The 19504-nt window shown below is 72.7% G+C and carries 13 protein-coding genes; 4 read left to right on the top strand and 9 right to left on the bottom strand.

Going from position 1 to position 19504, the window contains the following annotated elements; translation table 11 throughout:
* Positions 1 to 20: 20 nt before the first annotated feature.
* The 3 genes from ACZ7P3_RS37565 to ACZ7P3_RS37555 form a co-directional block, all read right to left on the bottom strand.
* On the bottom strand, positions 21 to 2744 hold the full coding sequence (locus tag ACZ7P3_RS37565; protein ID WP_472088700.1) for a cation-translocating P-type ATPase: 2724 nt from the start codon (positions 2742 to 2744) through the stop codon (positions 21 to 23).
* 39 nt (positions 2745 to 2783) lie between these two features.
* Entirely contained in the window at positions 2784 to 3767 is a 984-nt protein-coding gene (locus ACZ7P3_RS37560) for a polyphosphate kinase 2 family protein (RefSeq protein WP_472088698.1), read from the bottom strand.
* 104 nt (positions 3768 to 3871) lie between these two features.
* Positions 3872 to 5176, bottom strand: a complete 1305-nt coding sequence (locus tag ACZ7P3_RS37555) for a magnesium and cobalt transport protein CorA (protein ID WP_472088696.1) — start codon at positions 5174 to 5176, stop codon at positions 3872 to 3874.
* Between the two features lie 511 nt (positions 5177 to 5687).
* Between ACZ7P3_RS37555 and ACZ7P3_RS37550 the strand changes: the two genes are divergently transcribed.
* Both ACZ7P3_RS37550 and dmpI read left to right on the top strand, forming a co-directional pair.
* The gene (locus ACZ7P3_RS37550; protein ID WP_472088695.1) at positions 5688 to 6554 is read left to right on the top strand and encodes a LysR family transcriptional regulator; all 867 of its coding nucleotides are present in this window, start codon (positions 5688 to 5690) and stop codon (positions 6552 to 6554) included.
* Between the two features lie 120 nt (positions 6555 to 6674).
* Positions 6675 to 6857, top strand: coding sequence for a 4-oxalocrotonate tautomerase DmpI (gene dmpI, locus ACZ7P3_RS37545; RefSeq protein WP_066997876.1), 183 nt, complete (start codon positions 6675 to 6677; stop codon positions 6855 to 6857).
* Positions 6858 to 6972: 115 nt separating this feature from the next.
* Here dmpI and ACZ7P3_RS37540 read toward each other — a convergent pair whose 3' ends face one another.
* The 3 genes from ACZ7P3_RS37540 to ACZ7P3_RS37530 all read right to left on the bottom strand — a co-directional run bounded on the left by ACZ7P3_RS37540 (position 6973) and on the right by ACZ7P3_RS37530 (position 11790).
* Positions 6973 to 7764 (bottom strand): S1 family peptidase, encoded by a 792-nt coding sequence (locus ACZ7P3_RS37540; RefSeq protein WP_472088693.1) that lies wholly within the window; start codon positions 7762 to 7764, stop codon positions 6973 to 6975.
* 203 nt (positions 7765 to 7967) lie between these two features.
* Positions 7968 to 10814 (bottom strand): helix-turn-helix transcriptional regulator, encoded by a 2847-nt coding sequence (locus ACZ7P3_RS37535; protein ID WP_472088691.1) that lies wholly within the window; start codon positions 10812 to 10814, stop codon positions 7968 to 7970.
* A gap of 139 nt (positions 10815 to 10953) precedes the next feature.
* Complete coding sequence (locus ACZ7P3_RS37530; protein WP_472088689.1) at positions 10954 to 11790, bottom strand: LuxR C-terminal-related transcriptional regulator; 837 nt, start codon at positions 11788 to 11790, stop codon at positions 10954 to 10956.
* A 150-nt stretch (positions 11791 to 11940) separates the two neighbouring features.
* Here ACZ7P3_RS37530 and ACZ7P3_RS37525 point away from each other — a divergent pair, with 150 nt between their 5' ends.
* Together ACZ7P3_RS37525 and ACZ7P3_RS37520 are read left to right on the top strand one after the other, a co-directional pair.
* A complete protein-coding gene (locus tag ACZ7P3_RS37525) occupies positions 11941 to 12138 on the top strand; it encodes a hypothetical protein (protein WP_472088688.1) in 198 nt (65 codons plus the stop codon).
* Positions 12139 to 12211: 73 nt separating this feature from the next.
* The gene (locus ACZ7P3_RS37520; protein ID WP_472088687.1) at positions 12212 to 13753 is read left to right on the top strand and encodes an AMP-binding protein; all 1542 of its coding nucleotides are present in this window, start codon (positions 12212 to 12214) and stop codon (positions 13751 to 13753) included.
* Positions 13754 to 13929: 176 nt separating this feature from the next.
* Here the strand turns inward: ACZ7P3_RS37520 and ACZ7P3_RS37515 are convergent, their stop codons facing one another.
* The 3 genes from ACZ7P3_RS37515 to ACZ7P3_RS37505 all read right to left on the bottom strand — a co-directional run.
* The gene (locus tag ACZ7P3_RS37515; protein ID WP_472088686.1) at positions 13930 to 14598 is read right to left on the bottom strand and encodes a hypothetical protein; all 669 of its coding nucleotides are present in this window, start codon (positions 14596 to 14598) and stop codon (positions 13930 to 13932) included.
* 208 nt (positions 14599 to 14806) lie between these two features.
* Entirely contained in the window at positions 14807 to 15034 is a 228-nt protein-coding gene (locus ACZ7P3_RS37510; protein ID WP_472088684.1) for an MbtH family protein, read from the bottom strand.
* Positions 15035 to 15097: 63 nt separating this feature from the next.
* A partial coding sequence (locus tag ACZ7P3_RS37505) for an amino acid adenylation domain-containing protein (RefSeq protein WP_472088683.1) occupies positions 15098 to 19504 on the bottom strand: 4407 nt, incomplete at its 5' end.

Here is a 19504-nt window from a genome sequence, read left to right as displayed (position 1 = left end):
GCTCCTGGGCCCGGGCCTGCTCACCCCGCCCCCCTGAACCGGCGGGCCAGCAACTTGCCCAGTTCCCACACGAACAGCAGGGCGAGGGCGGACAGCAGTGCCCAGCCGAACTGCCGTGCGTTGATCTGGGTCGTCCCGAGGAGGTGGCGGAAGCCGTCCAGCTGGGTCACCAGCACGGCGAGCACGATCTGGGCGAGGGCCACCCAGTTCATCTGCTTGCTGTCGAACGTGGACGGTGTCAGGACGGACTCCGTCTCGCTGCGGCATTCGAACGCGGCGACGATCAGACACAGCGCGAAGGCGGTGAACGCGACCGACTGACCGATCGCGACGCTGTCGAAGAGTGCCTGGCCGAGCTTGATCAGCCCGAGCAGGACCACGGTGATCGCCAGCCCGGCGAGCCCGACGGTGACCAGCACGGGCCGGGTGAGGACCGACTCCCCGCGCGGACGCGGCCTGCGGAGCATGAGTCCGGGGCTCTGCCGGTCGAAGCCGAGCGCGAAGCCGAAGGAGGCGTTGACCACGAAGTGGATCCACAGCACCTGCGGCGGGGTGAACGGCTCGCCCGCCGCGATGTCCAGGACGGTCGCCCCGAGGAACGTCAGGACGAAGGTGACCAGCAGGAGCAGCACGAACCGGATGTACTTGGTGAGGTTGTCGTAGATCGTACGGCCCTGCTCCACCGCGTACACGATGGTGGCGAAGTTGTCGTCGGAGAGGATCATGCGGCCGGCGTTCTTCGCCACGTCCGTGCCGCTGCCCATGGCGATGCCGATGTCGGCGGCCTTGATGGCGGGCGCGTCGTTGACGCCGTCCCCGGTCATCGCCACGACGTGGTTCCTCTTCTTCAGCGTCTCGGCGAGCAGCACCTTGTGCTCCGGCGCGACCCGCCCCACCACTCCGATGCCGTCGATGCGGGCGAGCTGCTCCTCCTCGCTCAGGGCGGCGAAGTCGGCGCCGAGCACGGCCTCTCCGGGGATGCCGATCTGCCGGGCGATGGCCGCTCCGGTGGTGACGTCGTCGCCGGTCACCAGGCGGACCCTGATGTGTGCGGCGCGGGCGTCCGCTACGGCGGCCTTCGACTCCGCGCGGGGCGGATCGACCATGGCGACGAGGCTGGTCACCTGCAGCCCGGTGACGTACCCGAGCAGGTCCGCCTCCGGATCGAAGGCCGCCTGGTCCAGATCGCGGGTGGCCGCGGCCATCACCCGCAGCCCTTCGCCTCCCATCCGCTCGGTCTGCTCCTGCGCCCGGCGCTCCAGTTCGGCGTCCCACGGAACACTCCCGTCCGCACCCAGCGCGCCGGTCGCCCGAGACGTCACCGCGGGGGCCGCGCCCTTGACGAAGCACCGGACCACCGGCCGGCCGGAGGCGTCGACCGCCGAGTTGAAGGTGGCCATCAGCTTGTAGGCCGGGTCGAACGGCAGGGTGGCCAGCCGCGGGAGACGCTCCCTGCTGGCGTCGGTGTCCAGGCCCGCCTTGTGGGCCAGCACCAGCAGGGCGCCCTCGGTCGGGTCGCCCACCACCTCGCCGTCCACCAGTTTCGCGTCGCTGGCCACGACGTAGGGCAGGATCGCGTCCTCGATGCCCGCGGACGAGCCCGCCGCGTGGTGGATCCTCCCCTCCAGCCCGTAGCCCGTGCCCGAGACGCTGTACCGGTCGGTGGGGGTGAGCACTTCCACGGCCGTCATCTGGTTCATCGTCAGGGTGCCGGTCTTGTCCGAGTTGATCGCCGAGGTGAAGGCCAGCGTCTCGACCGACGGCAGTTCCTTCACGATGGCGTTCCGCCGCGCCAGGTTGAGGCTGCCGACGGACAGGATCGCCTGGGTCACGGTCGGCAGGGCCTCCGGGATGGCGGCGATGGCGAGGGAGACCGCGCTGACGAACAGCGCGTCCCAGGCCTGGCCGCGGCTCCGCCCCAGGGCGAACATCACGATCATGGTCAGTCCCGCCGCCCCGGTGATCCACAAGGTCAGGGTGTCCAGCTCCTTCGTGAGCGGGGGCACCTCCTTCTCGGTGGCCGACAGCATCCCGGAGATCTTGCCCAGTTCGGTGCCGGCTCCGGTGGCGGTGACGACGAGGACACCGCTGCCGTGGGTGACCGGTGTGTTCATGAACGCCATGTCGGTCTGGTCGCCGGGCGGCAGCCGGTCGCCCGGCACCGCGACGGCGTCCTTCGCGGCCGGGACGCTCTCCCCGGTGAGCGCCGACTCGTCGATCTGCAGGGCGCTGGCCTCGACGATGCGGCCGTCCGCCGGCACCTGGTCGCCCGCGGCGATGAGCACGATGTCGCCGACGACGAGCTGTTCCGCGGGGATCTCGGCCTCCACGCCGTCCCTGCGCACCCGCGCCGTGGCCTCCAGCATCGACTTCAGCGCGTTCATCGCGCTCTCGGCCTTGCCCTCCTGGCGCAGGCCGACGACCGCGTTCAGCAGGGTGAGCACGATCAGCAGGATTCCGGTGGCCCACTCCCGGATGAGCATCGAGACGACCGCCGCGGCCACCAGCACGAGCTGCATGTAGCTGCGGTACTGCACGAGGAACCGGCGCCAGCCCGGGGTCCGTTTCTCCTCGGGCAGGGCGTTCGGGCCGTGCGCGGCCCGCAGTTCGCCGGCCCGGGCCGCGGAGAGGCCGACCGCCGGATCGACACCGAACGCCGCCACGACCTCCGGGGCGGATCGTGTGTACCAGGCCTGCGGCGCCGCCCCGGACCCTGCGCCGACGGAATCCGACTGGACCGTCATCGCCCTGCCTCCGATCGGGGTCGGCCGCGCCCCGGGACGTCAGTCCCGGCCGTGCTTCTTCCCCTTCGTCCGCCCTCGGCTGGCGTCGTCCGCGCCGTCCGCCGCCGTGTGCTCCGCCGCGGCACCGGGGGGCGCCTCCTGCTCCAGCTCCCGTCGGGCGATCTGCAGATCCTTGCGCGCCTCTTCGCTCACTTCGGGGTAGCGCGGGTCGATGTCCATCAGGGTGTGCGCGAGGACCGCCGCCGTGCAGATACGCGCGAACCACTTCCGGTCCGCCGGTACGACGTACCAGGGGGCCCAAGCCGTGCTGGTCGCGGAGAGCATCTCGGAGAACGCCCGCTGGTACTCGTCCCAGTGGCGCCTTTCCCGGACGTCGGCCGCGGAGAACTTCCAGTTCTTCTCCGGCAGGTCGATCCGTTTCAGGAAGCGGATGCGCTGCTCCTCCTCGGACAGGTTCAGGAAGACCTTCACCACCTTGAACCCATTGCCCGTGAGGTAGCGCTCCCAGTCGTTGATCTCGCGGTAGCGCCGCTCCCACACGTCGGGTCCGCGCGCGCTGTCCGGCAGCTTCTGCCGGACGAGGTTCTCGGGGTGCACACGGACGACGAGGACCTCCTCGTAGTGCGAGCGGTTGAAGATGGCGATCTCGCCGCGCGTCGGCAGCCGCCGTCCGTAGCGCCACAGGTAGTCGTGGTCCAGTTCCTCGGCGGAGGGCACCTTGAAGCTGCTCACCTTCACGCCCTGCGGATTGACGCCGCTCATGACGTGCCGGATCGTGCCGTCCTTGCCCCCGGCATCGAGTGCCTGCAGACACAGCAGGACGCCGTAGGTGTCCTGGGCGGCCAGTCGTTCCTGGTACTCGGCCAGCAGGGCCACCCCGCTGCGCAGCAGCTCCACGCCGTCCCGCTTCTTCAGACCGGCCCGGTAGCGGGGGTCGAAGTCCCGGCCCAGGCGCACCTTGGAGCCCGGTGCCACCCGCAGCGGCTCGATGAAGTCCGCGATACGCGCGGTTCGCTCGTCCACACGCCCATTCTCCGGTCGCCAGGGCAAGATCGCCCCCCGAGCCCTCCAGGAGCCCCTGTCAAGCCCCTGAGATCACCGCCCGCGGTCCCGGTCCGCGGTGTGGCCTACAGCCAGTCCCGTCGCTTGAAGATCACGTACAGGCTGACGCACACCACGCCCATCAGCCCGATCGCGAACGGATATCCGAACCGCCAGTGCAGCTCCGGCATGTGGGAGAAGTTCATGCCGTAGATCGTCCCGACCAGCGTCGGAGCGAACAGGATGGCCGCCCACGACGAGATCTTCTTGACCTCCTCGTTCTGCTCGAACCCCGCCTGGGCCAGCGCCCGCATCTCGGCGTTCTGCTCCTGGGTGACCAGGGTCGCGTTGACGGTGAGGATCTCGGTGAGGGCCTGGCGGAAGCCGTCGACGCGTTCGCTGATGTGGGTGACGTGGTCGGCGACGTCGCGGAGGTAGCGCTGGAGTTCCTCGTCGGTCTCGTACTTGGCGAAACCGGCCATCAGGCCGTGCAGCATGCCCACCAGGGGGCGGGTGGCGCGCTGGAACTCGACCATCTCGCGGGAGAGTTCGTAGATGCGGCGGGAGACCTCCGGGTCGCCGCGGAAGACCTCCGTCTCGATCTCGTCGACGTCGTTCTGCACACCCGCGACGACGGGCGCGTAGCCGTCCACCACCGCGTCCAGGATCGCGTACAGCACCGCCTCCGGGCCCAGTTTGAGCAGCTCGGGGGAGTCCTCCATGCGGCGGCGGACCGCGGACAGGTCGGGAGCCGCGCCGTGCCGGACGGTGATCACGAAGTCGGGGCCGACGAACAGGTGCAGCTCGCCGAAGTCGACCTCCTCCGGCGCGTCGAGGTAGCGGGCGGCACGCAGGACGACGAAGAGCGTGTCGCCGTACCGCTCCAGCTTGGGCCGCTGGTGCGCCTCCATCGCGTCCTCGACCGCGAGCGGGTGCAGGTCGAACTCGGCTGCCAGGGAGAGGAGTTCGGACTCCGTGGGACGGGCGAGGCCGATCCACGCCATGCCGGCGGGCTGCTCGCGCAGCTCGCGGAAGGTCTCGGAGAGGCCGGCGGGGGCGGAGACCCGGACGCCGTCGCGGTACAGCGCCGCCTGGACGATGCTCACCGTCTCGGCCGGCTCCGGGGTCCGGGGGGCGGGGGCCGGTGCGGCCGCGTCCGGCTGCGGCGCGGCGAGGGCACGGCGCCAGACGGACTTGCGGCCTCCGTTCCGGCCGCCTCCGTTGCCCTTGCCGCCGCCGTTCCGGCCGCCCACGGCACTCGCGCCGTTCGCGCCGTTCGTAGTGTTCACGCCCTCCGCGGGAGTGGAGGAGTTCCCGGCCCTCGCGGCGCTGCCGGAGGTGCCGGCGGTCCCGTCGTTCTTCGCGGCGGGGCGGGCGGGGCGCTCGGACATCGGCTCCCTCTCGGTCGAGCCTGCCTACGGCGTGATCACGCAGCGGTACGAGCAGGATAACGGGGGCATACCCGGCAGGCGTCGGAAACCGGTACCGGGTTTCGATGAGAAATGAGGACGGAACCTGTCCGCGGGCGGTGCGGGCGGTGCGGGCGGTGCGGGCGGTGCGGGCGGTGCGGGCGGTGCGGGTGCGGGTGCGGTGCAGGCGGTGCAGGCGGTGCAGGCGTGCGGGCATGACGAGGAGCAGCGTGGCCGCCGCTCCTCTCCTGTGGCCCCCGCGCCCTGAACCGCGCCCCCTCGCCGGCCGGCTTCCGCTGCGCCGCTCCCCGCCGCGGACGCCGTACGGTACGGGGCCTGCGCTGCCTCGCCGCGTACGGACCGGCCTCCGCGAGGGAGACCGGCCCCCGTCAGGGACATGCAACCTGGGCCGACGCCGTACGGCATCCGCTTCGCCGTCGTCGCCGGGCGGTGAGCCGCCCGGGGCCGGAGCCGTCCCTCTACAGTCGGGGCCATGGAACTGCGGCAGCTCACCTACTTCGTCGCCGTCGCCGAGGAGTTGCACTTCGGGCGGGCGGCCGAACGGCTGCACATCGTGCAGTCGGCGGTCAGCCAGCAGATACAGCGGCTGGAACGGGAACTGGGCGCCCAGCTGTTCGACCGCTCGCCGCGCCGGGTGCGGCTGACGGCGGCGGGGGAGCGGCTGCTGCCCGAGGCGCGGGCGGTGCTGGTGGCGGCCCAGAAGGCGCGGGCGGCGGTGGCCGGGCCCGCCGGGGTGAGCATCGGCACCAGCACCGGGCTCGGCGCCCATCTGGACCGGGTGCTCGCCGCTTTCGCCGAGCGGGCGCCTGACGTGCCCGTCGAGCTGGTCGCGCTGCCGGTCTCCGAGCGGCTGGCCCGGGTCGCGACCGGCCGGCTGGACGCCGCGTTCGTCCGGTCGGCCGAACCCCCGCCCGGCGTACGGGTGCTGCCCCTGTGGCCCGATCCGCTGGTGGCCGCCCTCCCGGCCGCGCACCCCCTGGCCGGCCGCCCGGACGTCGACCTGGCCGACCTCGCCGGGCTGCCCCTCGCCCTCACCCCGCGCCGGAACAACCCGTCCCTGGTGGATCTCGTCGTCGGTGCCTGTCACGCGGCCGGGTTCGAGCCGCTGCCCGGACCGGTCAACGGCTCCCTGCAGGACACCCTCGCCACCATCGGCTCCCGGCCCCTGTGGACGGTCGTCTACGCCTCCCACGCGCGCGTGCTGCACACGCCCCGGGTGGCCTACGTGCCCTTCCGCGCCCCCGGTCTCGCCCTGTCCACGGGCCTCGCCGTGTCCGCCTCCGCCCCCACCCCGTATCTGGAGAAACTGCTGCTGGCCTGCGACGATCACGAAATCTGATCGCTTCGGTCGCGATCTGCTTCTTGGTCGGCGACCCCGCACGCGATGGACTGGTCCCACAAGAGGTCACCAGCGATCACCAGCGATCAGCGCGGATCGCAGGACATCAGGGAGTCAGTCATGCCGATCGTCACCATCCAGCAGGGCCCTCGCGACACCGAGCTGAAGCGCGACCTCGTCAAGCGGGTCACGGACGCCTTCGTGGACGCGTACAAGATCCCGGCAGAGAGCGTGCAGGTGTGGATCCACGAGGTGCCGGCGGACAGCTGGGGCGCCGCCGGGAAGCTCACGGCCGACAAGTAGCCGCCACGCCCCACGGGGGTGGACGTGGATAGGGAGGCGTTGCGGGCCGCTCGTGGTGGCTCGCAACGCCCCCCTGGCATCTACCTGAGGGGTGCTCAGGTGTTCTTCTTCCGGGCTACGAGTTGACCTGCGCGGTCACCAGGTTCGAGAAGGTGGTCAGCCGGGTGTACACACCCGGGTAACCCGCCTCCGCGCACCCCTCGCCCCAGGAAGTGATCCCTGCCAGGACGCCCCCGATGAGCAGGGGACCGCCGCTGTCGCCCTGGCAGGTGTCTACGCCGCCGGATGTGTATCCGGCGCAAACCATGTCGGACTGGACGAAGTCCGAACCGTAGGAGCTCTTGCAGCTGGAGTCGGCCACGGTCGGGACGGTCGCGGTCCGCAGCTGGTTGGAGGAGCCGCCGTTCTCCGAGGTGGTGCCCCAGCCCAGGATGCGGGCCGTGGTGCCGGCCGCATACACACCGGTCTGGGAAGAGGAGACGTACGACGCCGGGGTGTACGACATCGACGTCGACAGGGTCAGCACCGCGACGTCGTCACCGTTGGTGGCGTCGGTGTAGTCCGGGTTGATCCAGATCTTGCTGACCTTGCTGACCGTGCCGTTCGTGCCATTGAGGTAGGTCCGGCCACCGACCACGCGGACACTGCTGGTCGACTCGCCGACCATGCAGTGCGCGGCCGTCACGACCTTCTTCGCGGCCACCAGGGTGCCGCCGCAGAACTGGTTCCCGGACGCGTCGGTGATCTGCATCATGAAGGGGTACGCCGTTGTGGTGGTGGTCGTACCGCCCACGACGGGCTGGGGTGCGGCGGTCGCCGTGGGGGAGGCGATCAGCGCGGTCGCCGCGGCGGCGGCGGTGGTCACCAGGACTGCGGCGGTCTGTCTGGCACGTCTGGTCCCGAACATGAGTCTCCTCAGTGGGGGTTGCCGGTGGGGGGTCGCGCGGGTGGGCGTAGAGCACGGGGGTCGCGGGACCGACCCCCGTGTGCCCGGGCGAGCGGCACGCCCTTTACGCTAGGACCCGGAACCCTCGGCTCCCAATGAGGGAACCCCCTAGGGGGTTGGGTGAGGGAAAACCCTCGGTCCGGCTCAGTTAACCGGCGGCCTTCTCACTTCGCGCGGCGACCTGCCGCCAATCGGACGATGTCCACGCGCGATCGGATCCCCAGTTTCCGGTAGACCCGGGTCAGGGTCGCCTCCACCGTCTTGACGCTGATGAACAGCCGGGCGGCGATCTCCCGGTTGGTGGCGCCCTCCATGACCAGGGCGGCGACCTGACGCTCCATCGAGGCCAGGGCCGCCAGCGCGTCCAACCCGTCCAGCGTGTCGGGCACGGCCAGGCCGGCCGGCTCGGGCTCCGGCGCGGTGAGGGTCTCGTCCACCTGGCGCAGCCAGGGCAGGGCCCGGCAGCGCCGGAACAGCCGGGTGGCCTCGTCGTACGCCGTCACCCTGCGCGGACCGGCCTCCGGCCGCCGGGCGCGCAACTGGGCCAGCGCGAACGCGGCCCGGGCCTCCTCCAGACCGTAGCCGAGCTTGCCGAGCCGGTCCTGAGCGGACGTCAGCTGGCCCACGGCGGCCTCCAGGTCGTCCTGTGCGGCACGCACCAGGGCCTCCGCCCGGTCCAGCACGGCCAGCACGCTCTCCCGGCAGAGCCGGAGGGCGTGCTCGCGGCTGGCGTCGATGACGTCCTGCGCCTCGGCGGGCTCACCGATGCGGACCAGCGCCTCGGCGAGGTCGCCCTGCCAGCGGCCGCGTGCCGGGTCGGTGATGCCGAGGCCCAGCTCCAGACGGCGCACCCGGCGCAGCGAGCGGACCGTGCCCGCCGGGTCGCCGGCCACCAACTGGGCGTACCCGAGCGCGCCGAGGGCCCGGGACAGGTACATCTGGTCGCCGTCCTCCTCGGCGTGCTCCACCGCCTCACGGGCGAGGGCCAGCGCCCGGTCCACGTCCCCGCCGGAGGCCTCGGCGAGCGAGGTGAGCATCGCCGAGGCGGTCTCGCCGATCCCGGAGTCGCGGGCGAGCCCCAGGCTGTCGCGGGCCAGTTCCAGGGCGCGGCCGCAGTGCCCGGCGCGCAGCTCGGTCTCGGCGAGACCGCGCAGGAAGTGCACCTCGCTCTCCACCGAGCCGCGCCGGCGCACCTCGCGCAGCAGCGCGGTGACCGTCACCCTCGCCTCGACCAGCTGGTCGCCCATCACCAGCCAGCGGAACCGGGCGCTGCCCGCGCCGTTGTGGTGCCAGGCCACCCTCGGGTCCTGGGGCTCCTTCAGGGCGCGCTTGATGGTGCGGGGGGCCTCCGGATGGCCCATCAGGGTCTCGGTCTGCGCCTGCAGGGCGAGGGCGAGCAGTTCGGTGCGCCGGTCGGTGCCGCGCGCGGCCAGCTCGGCGGCGTGCGCGGCGGCCTCGCGGGCCTCGGTGAAGTCCCCCTCGACGATCAGCGCCCGCCACGCCAGCTGGTAGTGGACGAGGGCCAGCAGCCGGGGGTCGTCGCCGGCGTCGGCGAGGGCCTGCGGGAAGACGGCGTCGACCTCCGCCATGGTGTGCCCCGCGGTGTCGATGACGAAGATCCAGGCCCGCACCCGGTGCGCGGGCACGCTCGCCCGGGTCAGCACCTCGCGGGCGATGTCCCGGGCCAGGTCGACCTCGCCCGCGGTGATGGCGTCCTCCGCCGCCTGCAGGCGGCGCTCCTCCGGCCCGGGCATGGTGTCGGCGGGAGTGTGCCGGGCGGCGAGCAGTCCCAGCTGTGCGGCGACCGACGGGGCGCCCCGGTCCCGGGCCAGGGCCGCGGCCTCGGCGAGCCGGGCGGCCACCTCGGGGTCGGTGCCGATGGTGGCGAGGGCCAGGTGCCGGGCCCGCTCGATCGGGTCGGAGGCCGCGGTGGACAGCGCGGCGTGCGCGGCCCGACGCTCCTGGGCGGGTGCCTCCGCATACAGCGCGGCGGAGATGAGCGGATGCGCGAACCGCACGGCCGGCACCTCGGCCTCCGTGGCCAGCAGCCCGAGTTCGGCGGCCTGGGCGCACTCGGCCTCGGCGTTCTCCCGGCCGGCCGCATGCAGCAGCGCCGGGGTGGGGCGGGCGCCCGCGCTGGCCACCAGCAGGGTGCGGCGGGCCTCCACCGACAGCATGTCCAGGCGGCTGAGCACCAGGGCGCGCAGCGAGGTCGGCACCGGCAGCGGCTCGCCCGGCCGGGGCGGGGTGGGGCTGTCGGCGAGCGCGCGGCCCAGTTCCAGCGCGAACAGCGGGTTGCCGCCGCTGGTGCGGTGGATCTCGCGAACCGTGGAGCGGGTCAGGCCGCCGTGTCCGCGGTGGTCGAGGAGCTGGGCCACCTGGACCCGGTTGAGCGGTCCGAGCCGCACGGCGACGGTGTCCGGCGGGGAGGCGCGCAGATGACGGTCGTACTCCTGGCTCTCCTGGCCCTCCGTGCGCACCGCGCACAGCAGCTGCACCGGGGTGCCCTCCAGGCGGCGGGCGGCGAAGCCGAGCAGTTCGGCGCTGGCCGGATCGAGCCACTGCAGGTCGTCGGCGACGATCAGGACCGGCCCCCGGGCGGCGAGCGCGCGCAGCGCGGAGAGCACCGCGAGGCGCAGCGCGAGCCCGTCCCGCAGCAGGCTGGACTCGCCGCGGCCGGTGAGTGCCGACTCCAGGGCGGTGCGCTGGGCCAGAGGCAGCCCGGGGGAGACCTCGTCGAGGACCAGGCCGAGGAGGTCGGCCAGGGCCAGGAACGGAAGATGGGATTCGGACTCGGTGGCGGAGCAGCGCAACACGGTGCGCGCACGGGCGCCGTATTCCTCGGTCAATGCCCGCAGGACAGTGGATTTCCCTATTCCGGCGGGGCCGTGGAGCAGCACACTGCCGCCCGAGGCGAGTTGGTCGCGCGCCGTCGCGAACAGGTCCTCGCGGCCGATGAGCAGGTCGGGGCGGCATCGGGCAGGCTCCTGGAAGTCCCGTCGCACGGTCACCGCTCCCCTCGTGTGTCGTGTCCGGGCCAAATTCTAGGCAACGATCCTTGAAATTCAGACGGAAGCCGTGGTGAGGGAAATAACAAACGGTCACGCATAGGGAAATTCAAAGCGTCGCCGCATGAATGGATAAGTTTCCTTACGGCAGCAGTCCCGCCCGGCGTGCCGCCATCACCGCCTCTCCTCGTGTGTGCGCACCCAGCTTCCGCGTCGCCGAGCGCAGATACCCCTTCACCGTCTCCGGCCGCAGGCCCAGCCGCTCGGCCACGGCCGCGTTGGTGGCGCCCGCCGCCACCCAGGACAGCACGTCCAGCTCGCACGGCGCCAGGCTCACGCCACCGGCCGGGCGCGCCGCCGTCAACAGTCCGCAGGCGGACGGCAGTTCGGCGCGCAGGCCCGGGTCGGCGATCCGGGGTGCCGGCGCGCGCAGCGCAGCGTGCGCCTCGCGCACCCGCTCCCACGCGGCCCCCGGGGCATCCCGGCCGCCGGCGGGCTCCGGCCGGGCCGCCGCCGGCAGCCCCCGAGCCTCGTCCCGCACCACCAGCGCCTGCTCCACGTCCCGCGCCGCCGTGACCGCCGCGCCCAGCGTGCGGTCGCCCAGCGGCTGGGCCGAGCGCAGCGCGCCGTAGAGCACCCCGCGCACCCGGCGCCGCACCACCACCGGCACGGCGAGCAACGAGCGGATGCCCTCGGCGGCCACCGGCACGTCGTACTCGTGGGTGATCTGCCGCGAGCTGGAGCAGTCGGTGACCGCGACGGGCCGGGCCGGCGCGACCGCCTTGCCGCCCAGACCGTTGCCGGAGACCACCGCGAGCGCGCTGAGGGCGGCGGTGGCCGTGCCGCTCAGCTCGCTGATGCGGATCTGCGGCCGCCCGGACTCGACCAGGCCGCCGAAGGCGACGGGAAGCCCCGTCGTGCGCCGCAGCCGGGCCGGCGCAGCGCGTATCTCCACCGCCGCCACGGACTCTGCTGCCACCTCATCGCTCCTTCGGCACGGCTCTGACGTGCAGACCCGGCCCCCGTACATGTGGATCACACCCCCGATCGGGGGTAGTGAGACCTGCATCACGGATTAGACGATGCCAGAGAGCCGTCCGGCAATGGTCCGGAACCCAGGAGGACGTGGATGACGACCGCGACGGATGTCTTCGGCGGCGCCCGGGACTTCGGAGCACCGCCCGGCCGGCACGACGGCTACTGTCACACCGGCGCCGCCACCGCGCGCGACGAGGACCGCTGTCCCGGCCGCGTCCGCCGCGCGGAGGACGCCCTGAAGGCGACAGGCTCGCAGGACGGCGCCTTTCGCACACGGGCAACGGCGTGACGGTGGGCGGGCCCGGGACACGGGATCTGCCCGGTTCCGAATGGACAGCGGACAGAGGGCATAGGGGAGAACGATGCGCGTTCCGATGACGATCTCCGACTTCTTGGACCGGGCCGAGCTGGGCTTCGCCCGGAGCCCCGGCGTGATCGACGAGCCGAACCAGCCCGCGCCGCCGGTGCCGGTGTCGACGTACGGGCGGCTGGGGGAGCGGGTGCGGGCCTGGCAGGCCGGTCTGGACGCGCTGGGCGTGGCGGAGGGCGAGCGGGTGGCGGTCGTCAGCCACAACTCGGCCCGGCTGCTGGAGCTGTTGTTCGCGGTGCCGATGACCGGCCGGATCTGCGTGCCGGTCAACTTCCGCCTGAAGGCGGAGGAGATCGAGTACGTGGTGCAGCAGAGCGGTGCCTCGGTGCTGCTGGTCGACCCGGAGGTCCAGGGGGTGACCGCGAACATCAAGACGGACCACCGGTTCGTGCTGGGGGAGCAGACCGAGAGCGAGCTGATGCGGTTCGGCGTGGAGCCGCGCCCGTGGTCGATGCCGGACGAGGACGCCACCGCGACGATCAACTACACCTCCGGAACGACCGCGCGCCCCAAGGGTGTTCAGCTCACCCACCGCAACATCTGGGTGAACGGCCTGACGTTCGGCCTGCACACCCGGACGTGGGAGCGCGACGTCTACATGCACACGCTGCCCATGTTCCACTGCAACGGCTGGGGCATGCCGTTCGTGATGGCCGGACTCGGCGTCAAACAGGTGGTGCTGCGCAAGGTCGACGGGGCCGAGATCCTGCGCCGGGTGGACGAGCACGGGGTGACGCTGATGTGCGGGGCTCCGGCGGTGTGGAACGCGGTGCTGGACGCGGCGGCCGGCTGGGAGGGCGAGGTCCCGGGGCGGGACCGGGTGCGGATCGTGTGCGCGGGGGCGCCGCCGCCGAGCCGGATGATCCAGCGCATGGAGGAGGAGCTGGGCTGGGAGTTCACCCAGATCTACGGTCTGACGGAGACGTCGCCGGTGCTGACCTTCAACCGCGCGCGGCCCGAGGACGCGGAGCTGCCGGCGGAGCAGCGCGCGCGCAAGCTGTCGCGGGCGGGGCTGCCCGCGCTGGGCGTCCGGCTCCAGGTCGCGGACTCGGGTGAGGTGATGGCACGGTCGAACGTCGTCCTGGACGGGTACTGGCAGAAGCCGGAGGAGACGGAGGCGGTGCTGGCGGACGGCTGGTTCCGCACCGGTGACGGCGGGTCCATCGACGCGGCCGACGGGCACCTGACGATCTCGGACAGGAAGAAGGACGTGATCATCACGGGCGGCGAGAACGTGTCGTCGATCGAGGTGGAGGACACCATCTTCAGTCATCCGGCGGTGGCCGAGGTGGCGGTGATCGGGGTGCCGGATGCCAAGTGGGGCGAGACGATCAAGGCGTTGGTGGTGCCGGCGAAGGGGATGCCGGTGACCGAGGCGGAGATCATCGCGTACTGCAAGGAACGGATGGCGGGGTACAAGGCGCCGACGAGCGTGGAGTTCCGCGAGGAGATCCCCCGGACGGCGACCGGCAAGATCCAGAAGTTCAAGCTGCGGGAGCCGTACTGGTCGGGCCGCAGCCGGGGCGTCAACTGACCCCTCCGCGGACCTGGCCCGGGCATGGACCCGGGCCAGGGCCACGGCTTCCCTCCAACGGAAGCGCCCGGACCCGTCAGGCTCACCGTCACGGACGCCGGAGCGGCCGCGGCCCCGGCATCGTCACGGACGCCGGAGCGGGCGCGGCCCCGGACCGCGTCCCGGACGGCGAGCACTCACCACGCGGGCGTGAGCGCGATGTCGCCGCGGACCGTGCTCAGGACCTCGGCCACCGTGGCCCCGATGGCCTCGGTGTGCGCCGAGGACTCACCCGGACAGCCCAGCACCACCAGGAGGGCGAGGGTGTCGGCGGGGCCGACCTGGCGGGACGCGGCGTCGCAGTCGCGGCGGCCCAGCCAGGCCAGCGGCTCGAAGGGAGCCTGTTCGTGCGCCAGCCCGTACAGGAGGTCGCCGGCCGGGACGGGGCGGGACTTGGACGAGAAGGCGGGCACGATGCGTTCCGTACCGGTGGCGCGGACGACGGACAGGGACGCATCCGTGTCGGCCGGGTCCAGCCTGTGCAGACCGATGCCCGCACCATGGCGCAGCGTCGCCACGCTCACCGCGTCCACCACCGCCCCGTGGGAGCGCCAGCCCCGGGTGGCCACCAGGTCGCGCAGGCGCTCGCCCGCCGGGACCACCTCGGGGTGGCCGAGATCGGCGAGCAGCTTGCGGTAGCCGGCCGGAAGCGGGGAGCCGGCATCGTATTCCCGGGCGACACGCTCGGCCGTCAGACCGTCGCCGTCCAGCAGCGGGCGCTGCGAGGAGAGCCGCCAGCCGCGGACGTGGCGGAGTCCCAGTTCATGTACTTCCGGGGCGATGTGCAGCTTCAAAACCTCTCCCATGACAGGCACTTGTGACGCCGACGGTACCGGCCGCCGGCGTCGCCCGGTCACCGTGGTGAGGATGTCCACCAGGGTCGTCCGGCCCGCCCCGCCGCGTCCGGGCAGCCGGAGGACGCGGCCGTGCGCCCCGGCGGGGTCCACGCCGTCGGGGGCGTGGACCCCGCGAAGCTCCCGCGTACGCCGACGGCCCCGGTCACGGCCCCGTCGGTCAGGCGGCGTCCTGTCCGGCACCCTCCATGGCGGCCACCAGGCTCTTGGGCCGCATGTCCGTCCAGTTCTCGTTGATGTAGTCCAGGCACGCCTGCCGGCCGGTCTCCGCCAGGGCCACCGACCAGCCCGCGGGAACCTCCGCGAACGACGGCCACAGCGAGTGCTGGCCCTCGTCGTTGACCAGGACGACGTAGGTGGCTTCCGGGTCCTCGAACGGGTTGCTCATGATGCTGCCCCTCCTTGGGGTGTGGGATTTCCATGCGATCACTGGGGTTCGGAAGGGGACCTGCTACCGCTGCGCCCGGGCGGCGGTCCGCAGATGTCCCTTGAGGACCTGTGCGAGGGACGCGACCGAGGCGGACTCGATCAACAGGTCCTCGTGCAGGTGGTCGAGGACGTGCTCGGTGATCTCTCCCGAGACATGGGGGCGCCAGGCGTCCGTGCGGAACGCGGCGTCCTCCCGGGCGATCGACTCCTCGGAGGCGAAGAACAGCACGTCACCCTCGAAGGTGCCGAGCGTCGGATTGCGCGTCAGCCGCGAGCTGTTGACGTACACCCGGACGGCCGCGCCGATGTCACCGCCCGGCAGGTGCCCCAGGGGGTGGCCCTTCGCCCGCAGGTCCGCGAGGATCGACTCCTCCTGGTCGGGTTCGACGTTCTCGACGTCGAACCCGAGATCCTCGCTGATCAGCGCGATCGTCTCGGCGGCGTCCCGGTCGAGGCCGGCTTCCGCCTGCACCGACGCGGGCGGGTAGGCGTCGACCAGGGCGAGCAGCCCGACCCGATGGCCCGCCTCCTGGAGCCGCGTCGCGACCCGGTGCGCGAGGAGCCCGCCCATCGACCAGCCCAGCAAGCGGTACGGACCCTCGGGCTGGACCTCGCGGATCCGCGCACAGTAGTCGTCGACCATCTCATCGAGGCTCGCGGCGGGAGCGTCCTGCCCGAGCAGCCCGCGCGCCTGCAGCGCGTACACCGGGAGCGCCCCGGGCAGTTCGGCGGTGAGCCGGGCGTAGCACCAGCCCAGGCCGAGAGCGGGGTGCAGGCAGAACAGGGGTGCACGGCCGCTGCCGGAGCGCAGCGGCAGCAGCACCGAGAAGGAGTCCTTGCTGCCTTCCGCGTCCAGGTGCCGGAGCAGCCCGGCCACGGTCGGAGCCTGGAACAGGTCCCGGATCGAGACCCGCAGGCCGAGCGCGCGCCGGATGCTGGTGATGAGCTGGGTGGCGAGCAGGGAGTGCCCGCCCAGTGCGAAGAAGTTGTCCTCGGTGCCGACCCGCTCCCGGCGCAGCGCCTGTGCGAACAGCCCGCACAGGATCTGCTCCTGGGGCGTCACGGCCGCGCCGCGGCCCTCACCGGCGAGGGCCGGCGCCGGCAGCGCCGCGCGGTCCAGCTTGCCGTTCGGGGTCAACGGCAGCGCGTCCAGCAGCACCACGGTCGGGACCATGTACTCGGGCAGTACCGCGGCGACCCGCTCGCGCAGCTCCGCCGCGCTCGGTGCCGCCGACGGCACCGGCACGACATAGGCCACCAGCCGCTTGTCGCCGGGCTCGTCCTCCCGGACCACCACCGCCGCCTGCGCGACGCCGGGCGCCCCGGCCACGACCGTCTCCACCTCCGCGGGTTCCACCCGGAAGCCACGGATCTTGACCTGGTCGTCGGCTCTTCCCAGGAACTCCAGGCGCCCCTCGCGGTTCCAGCGCACCAGGTCGCCGGTGCGGTACATCCGGCTGCCCGGAGCCCCGAACGGATCGGCGACGAAGCGCTCCGCCGCCTGGCCCGGCCGGCCCGCGTAACCGCGGGCCAGGCCCGCTCCCGCGATGTACAGCTCGCCGCCGACTCCGGCCGGCAGCGGCCGCAGCCGCTCGTCGAGGACGTACACCCGCGTGTTGTCGAGCGGGCGCCCCAGGGGCAGCCCGTCGGATGCGCGGTAGGGGGCGTGCACCGGGTGGCCCACCGCGCACAACGTGATCTCGGTCGGCCCGTACAGATGGCGGACCGTGGTCCTTGGCGCGGCTGCCAGGACCCGCTCCACGGCGGCCGCGGAGACCACGTCACCGCCGGTGAGAACCTCGCGCAGCAGACCGAAGCAGTCCACCAGTTCCTCGGCCATCGCCCGGAACAGACCGGCCGTCAGATGCAGATGGGTGATGCCCCGCTCGCGCACCAGGCCGTCCAGGGCCACCGCGTCCAGTGCGCCCGCGGGAGCGACCACCACCCGGGCGCCGCGCAGCAGCGGCACCCACACCTCGTACACGGAGATGTCGAACGCGTGCGGGGCGTGCATCAGCACCCGGTCGCCGGGGCCGACCCCCCAGCCGCGGTCCAGGGCGAGGTCCGCCACATCCCGGTGCGTGACGGCCACACCCTTGGGCGTACCCGTCGAGCCCGAGGTGTACATGACGTACGCGAGCTGGTCCGGGTGCACGCTGGGCGTGGGGGAGCCGGGCGACGGCTCGGCCGGCGGGGCGCCCGCGACGACCTCGTCGGCGACGAGCACCGTGACCCCGGCCGCCCGTTGTTCGGCCACCAACTCGTGCCCGGCCAGGGCGCGGTCGGTCACCAGGACCGGCGCCCTGGCCTCCGTGAGGACGGAACGCATCCGCGCCGTCGGATACCCGGTGTGCAGCGGCACGTACACGCCGCCCGCCCGGACCACCGCGAGCAGCGTGGCCACCAGCTCGGCCGAGCGCTCCATCAACAGCGCGACCGGAGTCTCCGCCGCGACCCCCGAAGCGCGCAGCGCGGCGGCCAACAGGTCGACCCGCCCGCTCAGTTCGGCGTAGGTCCAGCGGGTCTCGGCACACTCCACGGCCACCGCGTCCGGGGTCCGGGCGGCGCGGTCGGCGAACAGATCCGGCAGGGCGGCGGAGGGAACCGGCGCCTCGGTCGCGTTCCACTCCCGCAGCACCCGCCGCCGCTCGGTGCCCGAGAGCAGTTCGAAGTCGCCGATCCGGCCGCCCGGTTCGGCCACCGCCGCCGCCAGCAGCCGCAGCAGCCGTTCCACCAGGTCCGCGACGGTCCTTCGCTCGAACAGGTCCGAGCTGTACTCGACCTGGCCGACGATGCCCGCCGGCGCCCCGGCAGCCGAGTGCTGCTCAGCCATGACGAAGTTGAGATCGAACTTCGCGGTGCCCGTACGCACCTGCTGCCCGGCAGGTGTCAGGCCGGGCAGCTCCACGGCGACACCTTCGTTGTTCCAGCTGAGCGCCGTCTGGAACAGGGGGTGACGGGCCAGCGCCCGCTCGGGGTTGAGAACCTCGACGAGCCGCTCGAACGGCACGTCCTGGTGCGCGAGTGCTTCCAGGTTCGTACGGCGCACCCGGTCCAGCAGTTCGGTGAAGCGCGGATTGCCCGACACGTCCGTCCGCAACACCATCGTGTTGACGAAGAACCCGATCAGGTCCTCGGTGGCGGCGTCGGTGCGTCCGGCGACCGGAGTGCCCAGCGGGATGTCGGTGCCGGCCCCCATCCGCGACAGCAGGGCGGAGAGCGCCGCCTGCACCACCATGAAGACCGTCACATTGCGCTGGGCCGCCAGGGCCCGGGCCGCCACGTGGAGTTCGGCCGGGATGTCGAACTCGGCCACGTCACCACGGAAGGACGGCACCGCGGGACGGCTGCGGTCCGCCGGTATCGCCAGCTCCGCCGGGAGGCCGGCCAGCTGCGCCTTCCAGTAGTCGAGCTGGCGGGACACGGCCGAGTCGGGGTCGCTCTCGGAGCCGAGCACCTTCCGCTGCCAGAGCGCGTAGTCCGGGTACTGGGTGTCGAGGGTGTTCCACTCGGGTGCCCGCTCGCCCAGGCGCGCCGCATACGCGGTGGACAGGTCACGGGCCAGCGGGGCCAGTGACCAGCCGTCACCCGCGATGTGGTGCATGACCAGCAGCAGTACGTGCTCGTCCGGGCCCAGCCCGAACGCCCAGACCCGCAGCGGCAGTTCCGCGCCGAGATCGAATTCGTGCCGGGTCGCCTCCGTGACCCTGTCCGCCAGATCCGCCTCGGCGGCCGGCTCCACGACCAGCCGCACCCGCGCTTCGTCGGCGTCCAGCACCACCTGGTACGGGCCGTCCGCGTCCTCCGCGAACACGGTTCGCAGGCTCTCGTGCCTCCGCGTCACATCCGCCAGGGCGGCACGCAGCGCCTCGTGGTCCAGGGCGCCCCGCAGGCGTACGGCGGTCGAGATGTTGTACAGGTAGGTCGCCTGCTCCAGCTTCTGCAGGAACCAGAGGCGTTGCTGGGCGTAGGAGAGGGGGATGTGGTGGGGGCGGGGCTGGGGGGTGAGGGGGGTGCGGGCCGTTGCGGCGTGGGCGAGGATGCCGGCCAGGGCGGCGACGGTGGGGGCCTCGAAGAGGTCGCGGACGGCGATCTCGGCGCCCAGGGTGGTGCGGATCCGGGAGACGAGGCGGGTGGCGAGCAGGGAGTGCCCGCCGAGGTCGAAGAAGCTGTCGTCGATACCGAGGCCGGGGATGTTCAGGACGTCGGCGAAGAGGGTGGCGAGGATCTCTTCCTGCGGGGTGCGGGGTGCGCGCCGCTGGTCGCCGGTCGTGTCGTGGGTGGGTGCGGGGAGGGCTTTGCGGTCGAGTTTGCCGTTGCCGGTCAGCGGCAGGGCCTCCAAACCGACGTAGGCGGCAGGGACCATGTAGTCCGGCAACAGTGCGGCCAGGTGTTCGCGCAGCACACTGCCCGCCGGCTGCTGCCCGCC

It is taken from the genome of Streptomyces sp. NPDC107581 (assembly GCF_055657175.1).
The sequence above is the reverse complement of the archived record's forward strand: the minus strand, read 5'-3'. Positions and strand labels throughout refer to the sequence as shown.

Bases quoted from the DNA above. Each gene is read 5' to 3' on its own strand.
- ACZ7P3_RS37565 (WP_472088700.1), bottom strand. From the start codon at position 2,744: ATGACGGTCCAGTCGGATTCCGTCGGCGCAGGGTCCGGGGCGGCGCCG.
- ACZ7P3_RS37555 (WP_472088696.1), bottom strand. From the start codon at position 5,176: ATGTCCGAGCGCCCCGCCCGCCCCGCCGCGAAGAACGACGGGACCGCC.
- ACZ7P3_RS37550 (WP_472088695.1), top strand. From the start codon at position 5,688: ATGGAACTGCGGCAGCTCACCTACTTCGTCGCCGTCGCCGAGGAGTTG.
- dmpI (WP_066997876.1), top strand. From the start codon at position 6,675: ATGCCGATCGTCACCATCCAGCAGGGCCCTCGCGACACCGAGCTGAAG.
- ACZ7P3_RS37540 (WP_472088693.1), bottom strand. From the start codon at position 7,764: ATGTTCGGGACCAGACGTGCCAGACAGACCGCCGCAGTCCTGGTGACC.
- ACZ7P3_RS37525 (WP_472088688.1), top strand. From the start codon at position 11,941: ATGACGACCGCGACGGATGTCTTCGGCGGCGCCCGGGACTTCGGAGCA.
- ACZ7P3_RS37520 (WP_472088687.1), top strand. From the start codon at position 12,212: ATGCGCGTTCCGATGACGATCTCCGACTTCTTGGACCGGGCCGAGCTG.
- ACZ7P3_RS37515 (WP_472088686.1), bottom strand. From the start codon at position 14,598: ATGGGAGAGGTTTTGAAGCTGCACATCGCCCCGGAAGTACATGAACTG.
- ACZ7P3_RS37510 (WP_472088684.1), bottom strand. From the start codon at position 15,034: ATGAGCAACCCGTTCGAGGACCCGGAAGCCACCTACGTCGTCCTGGTC.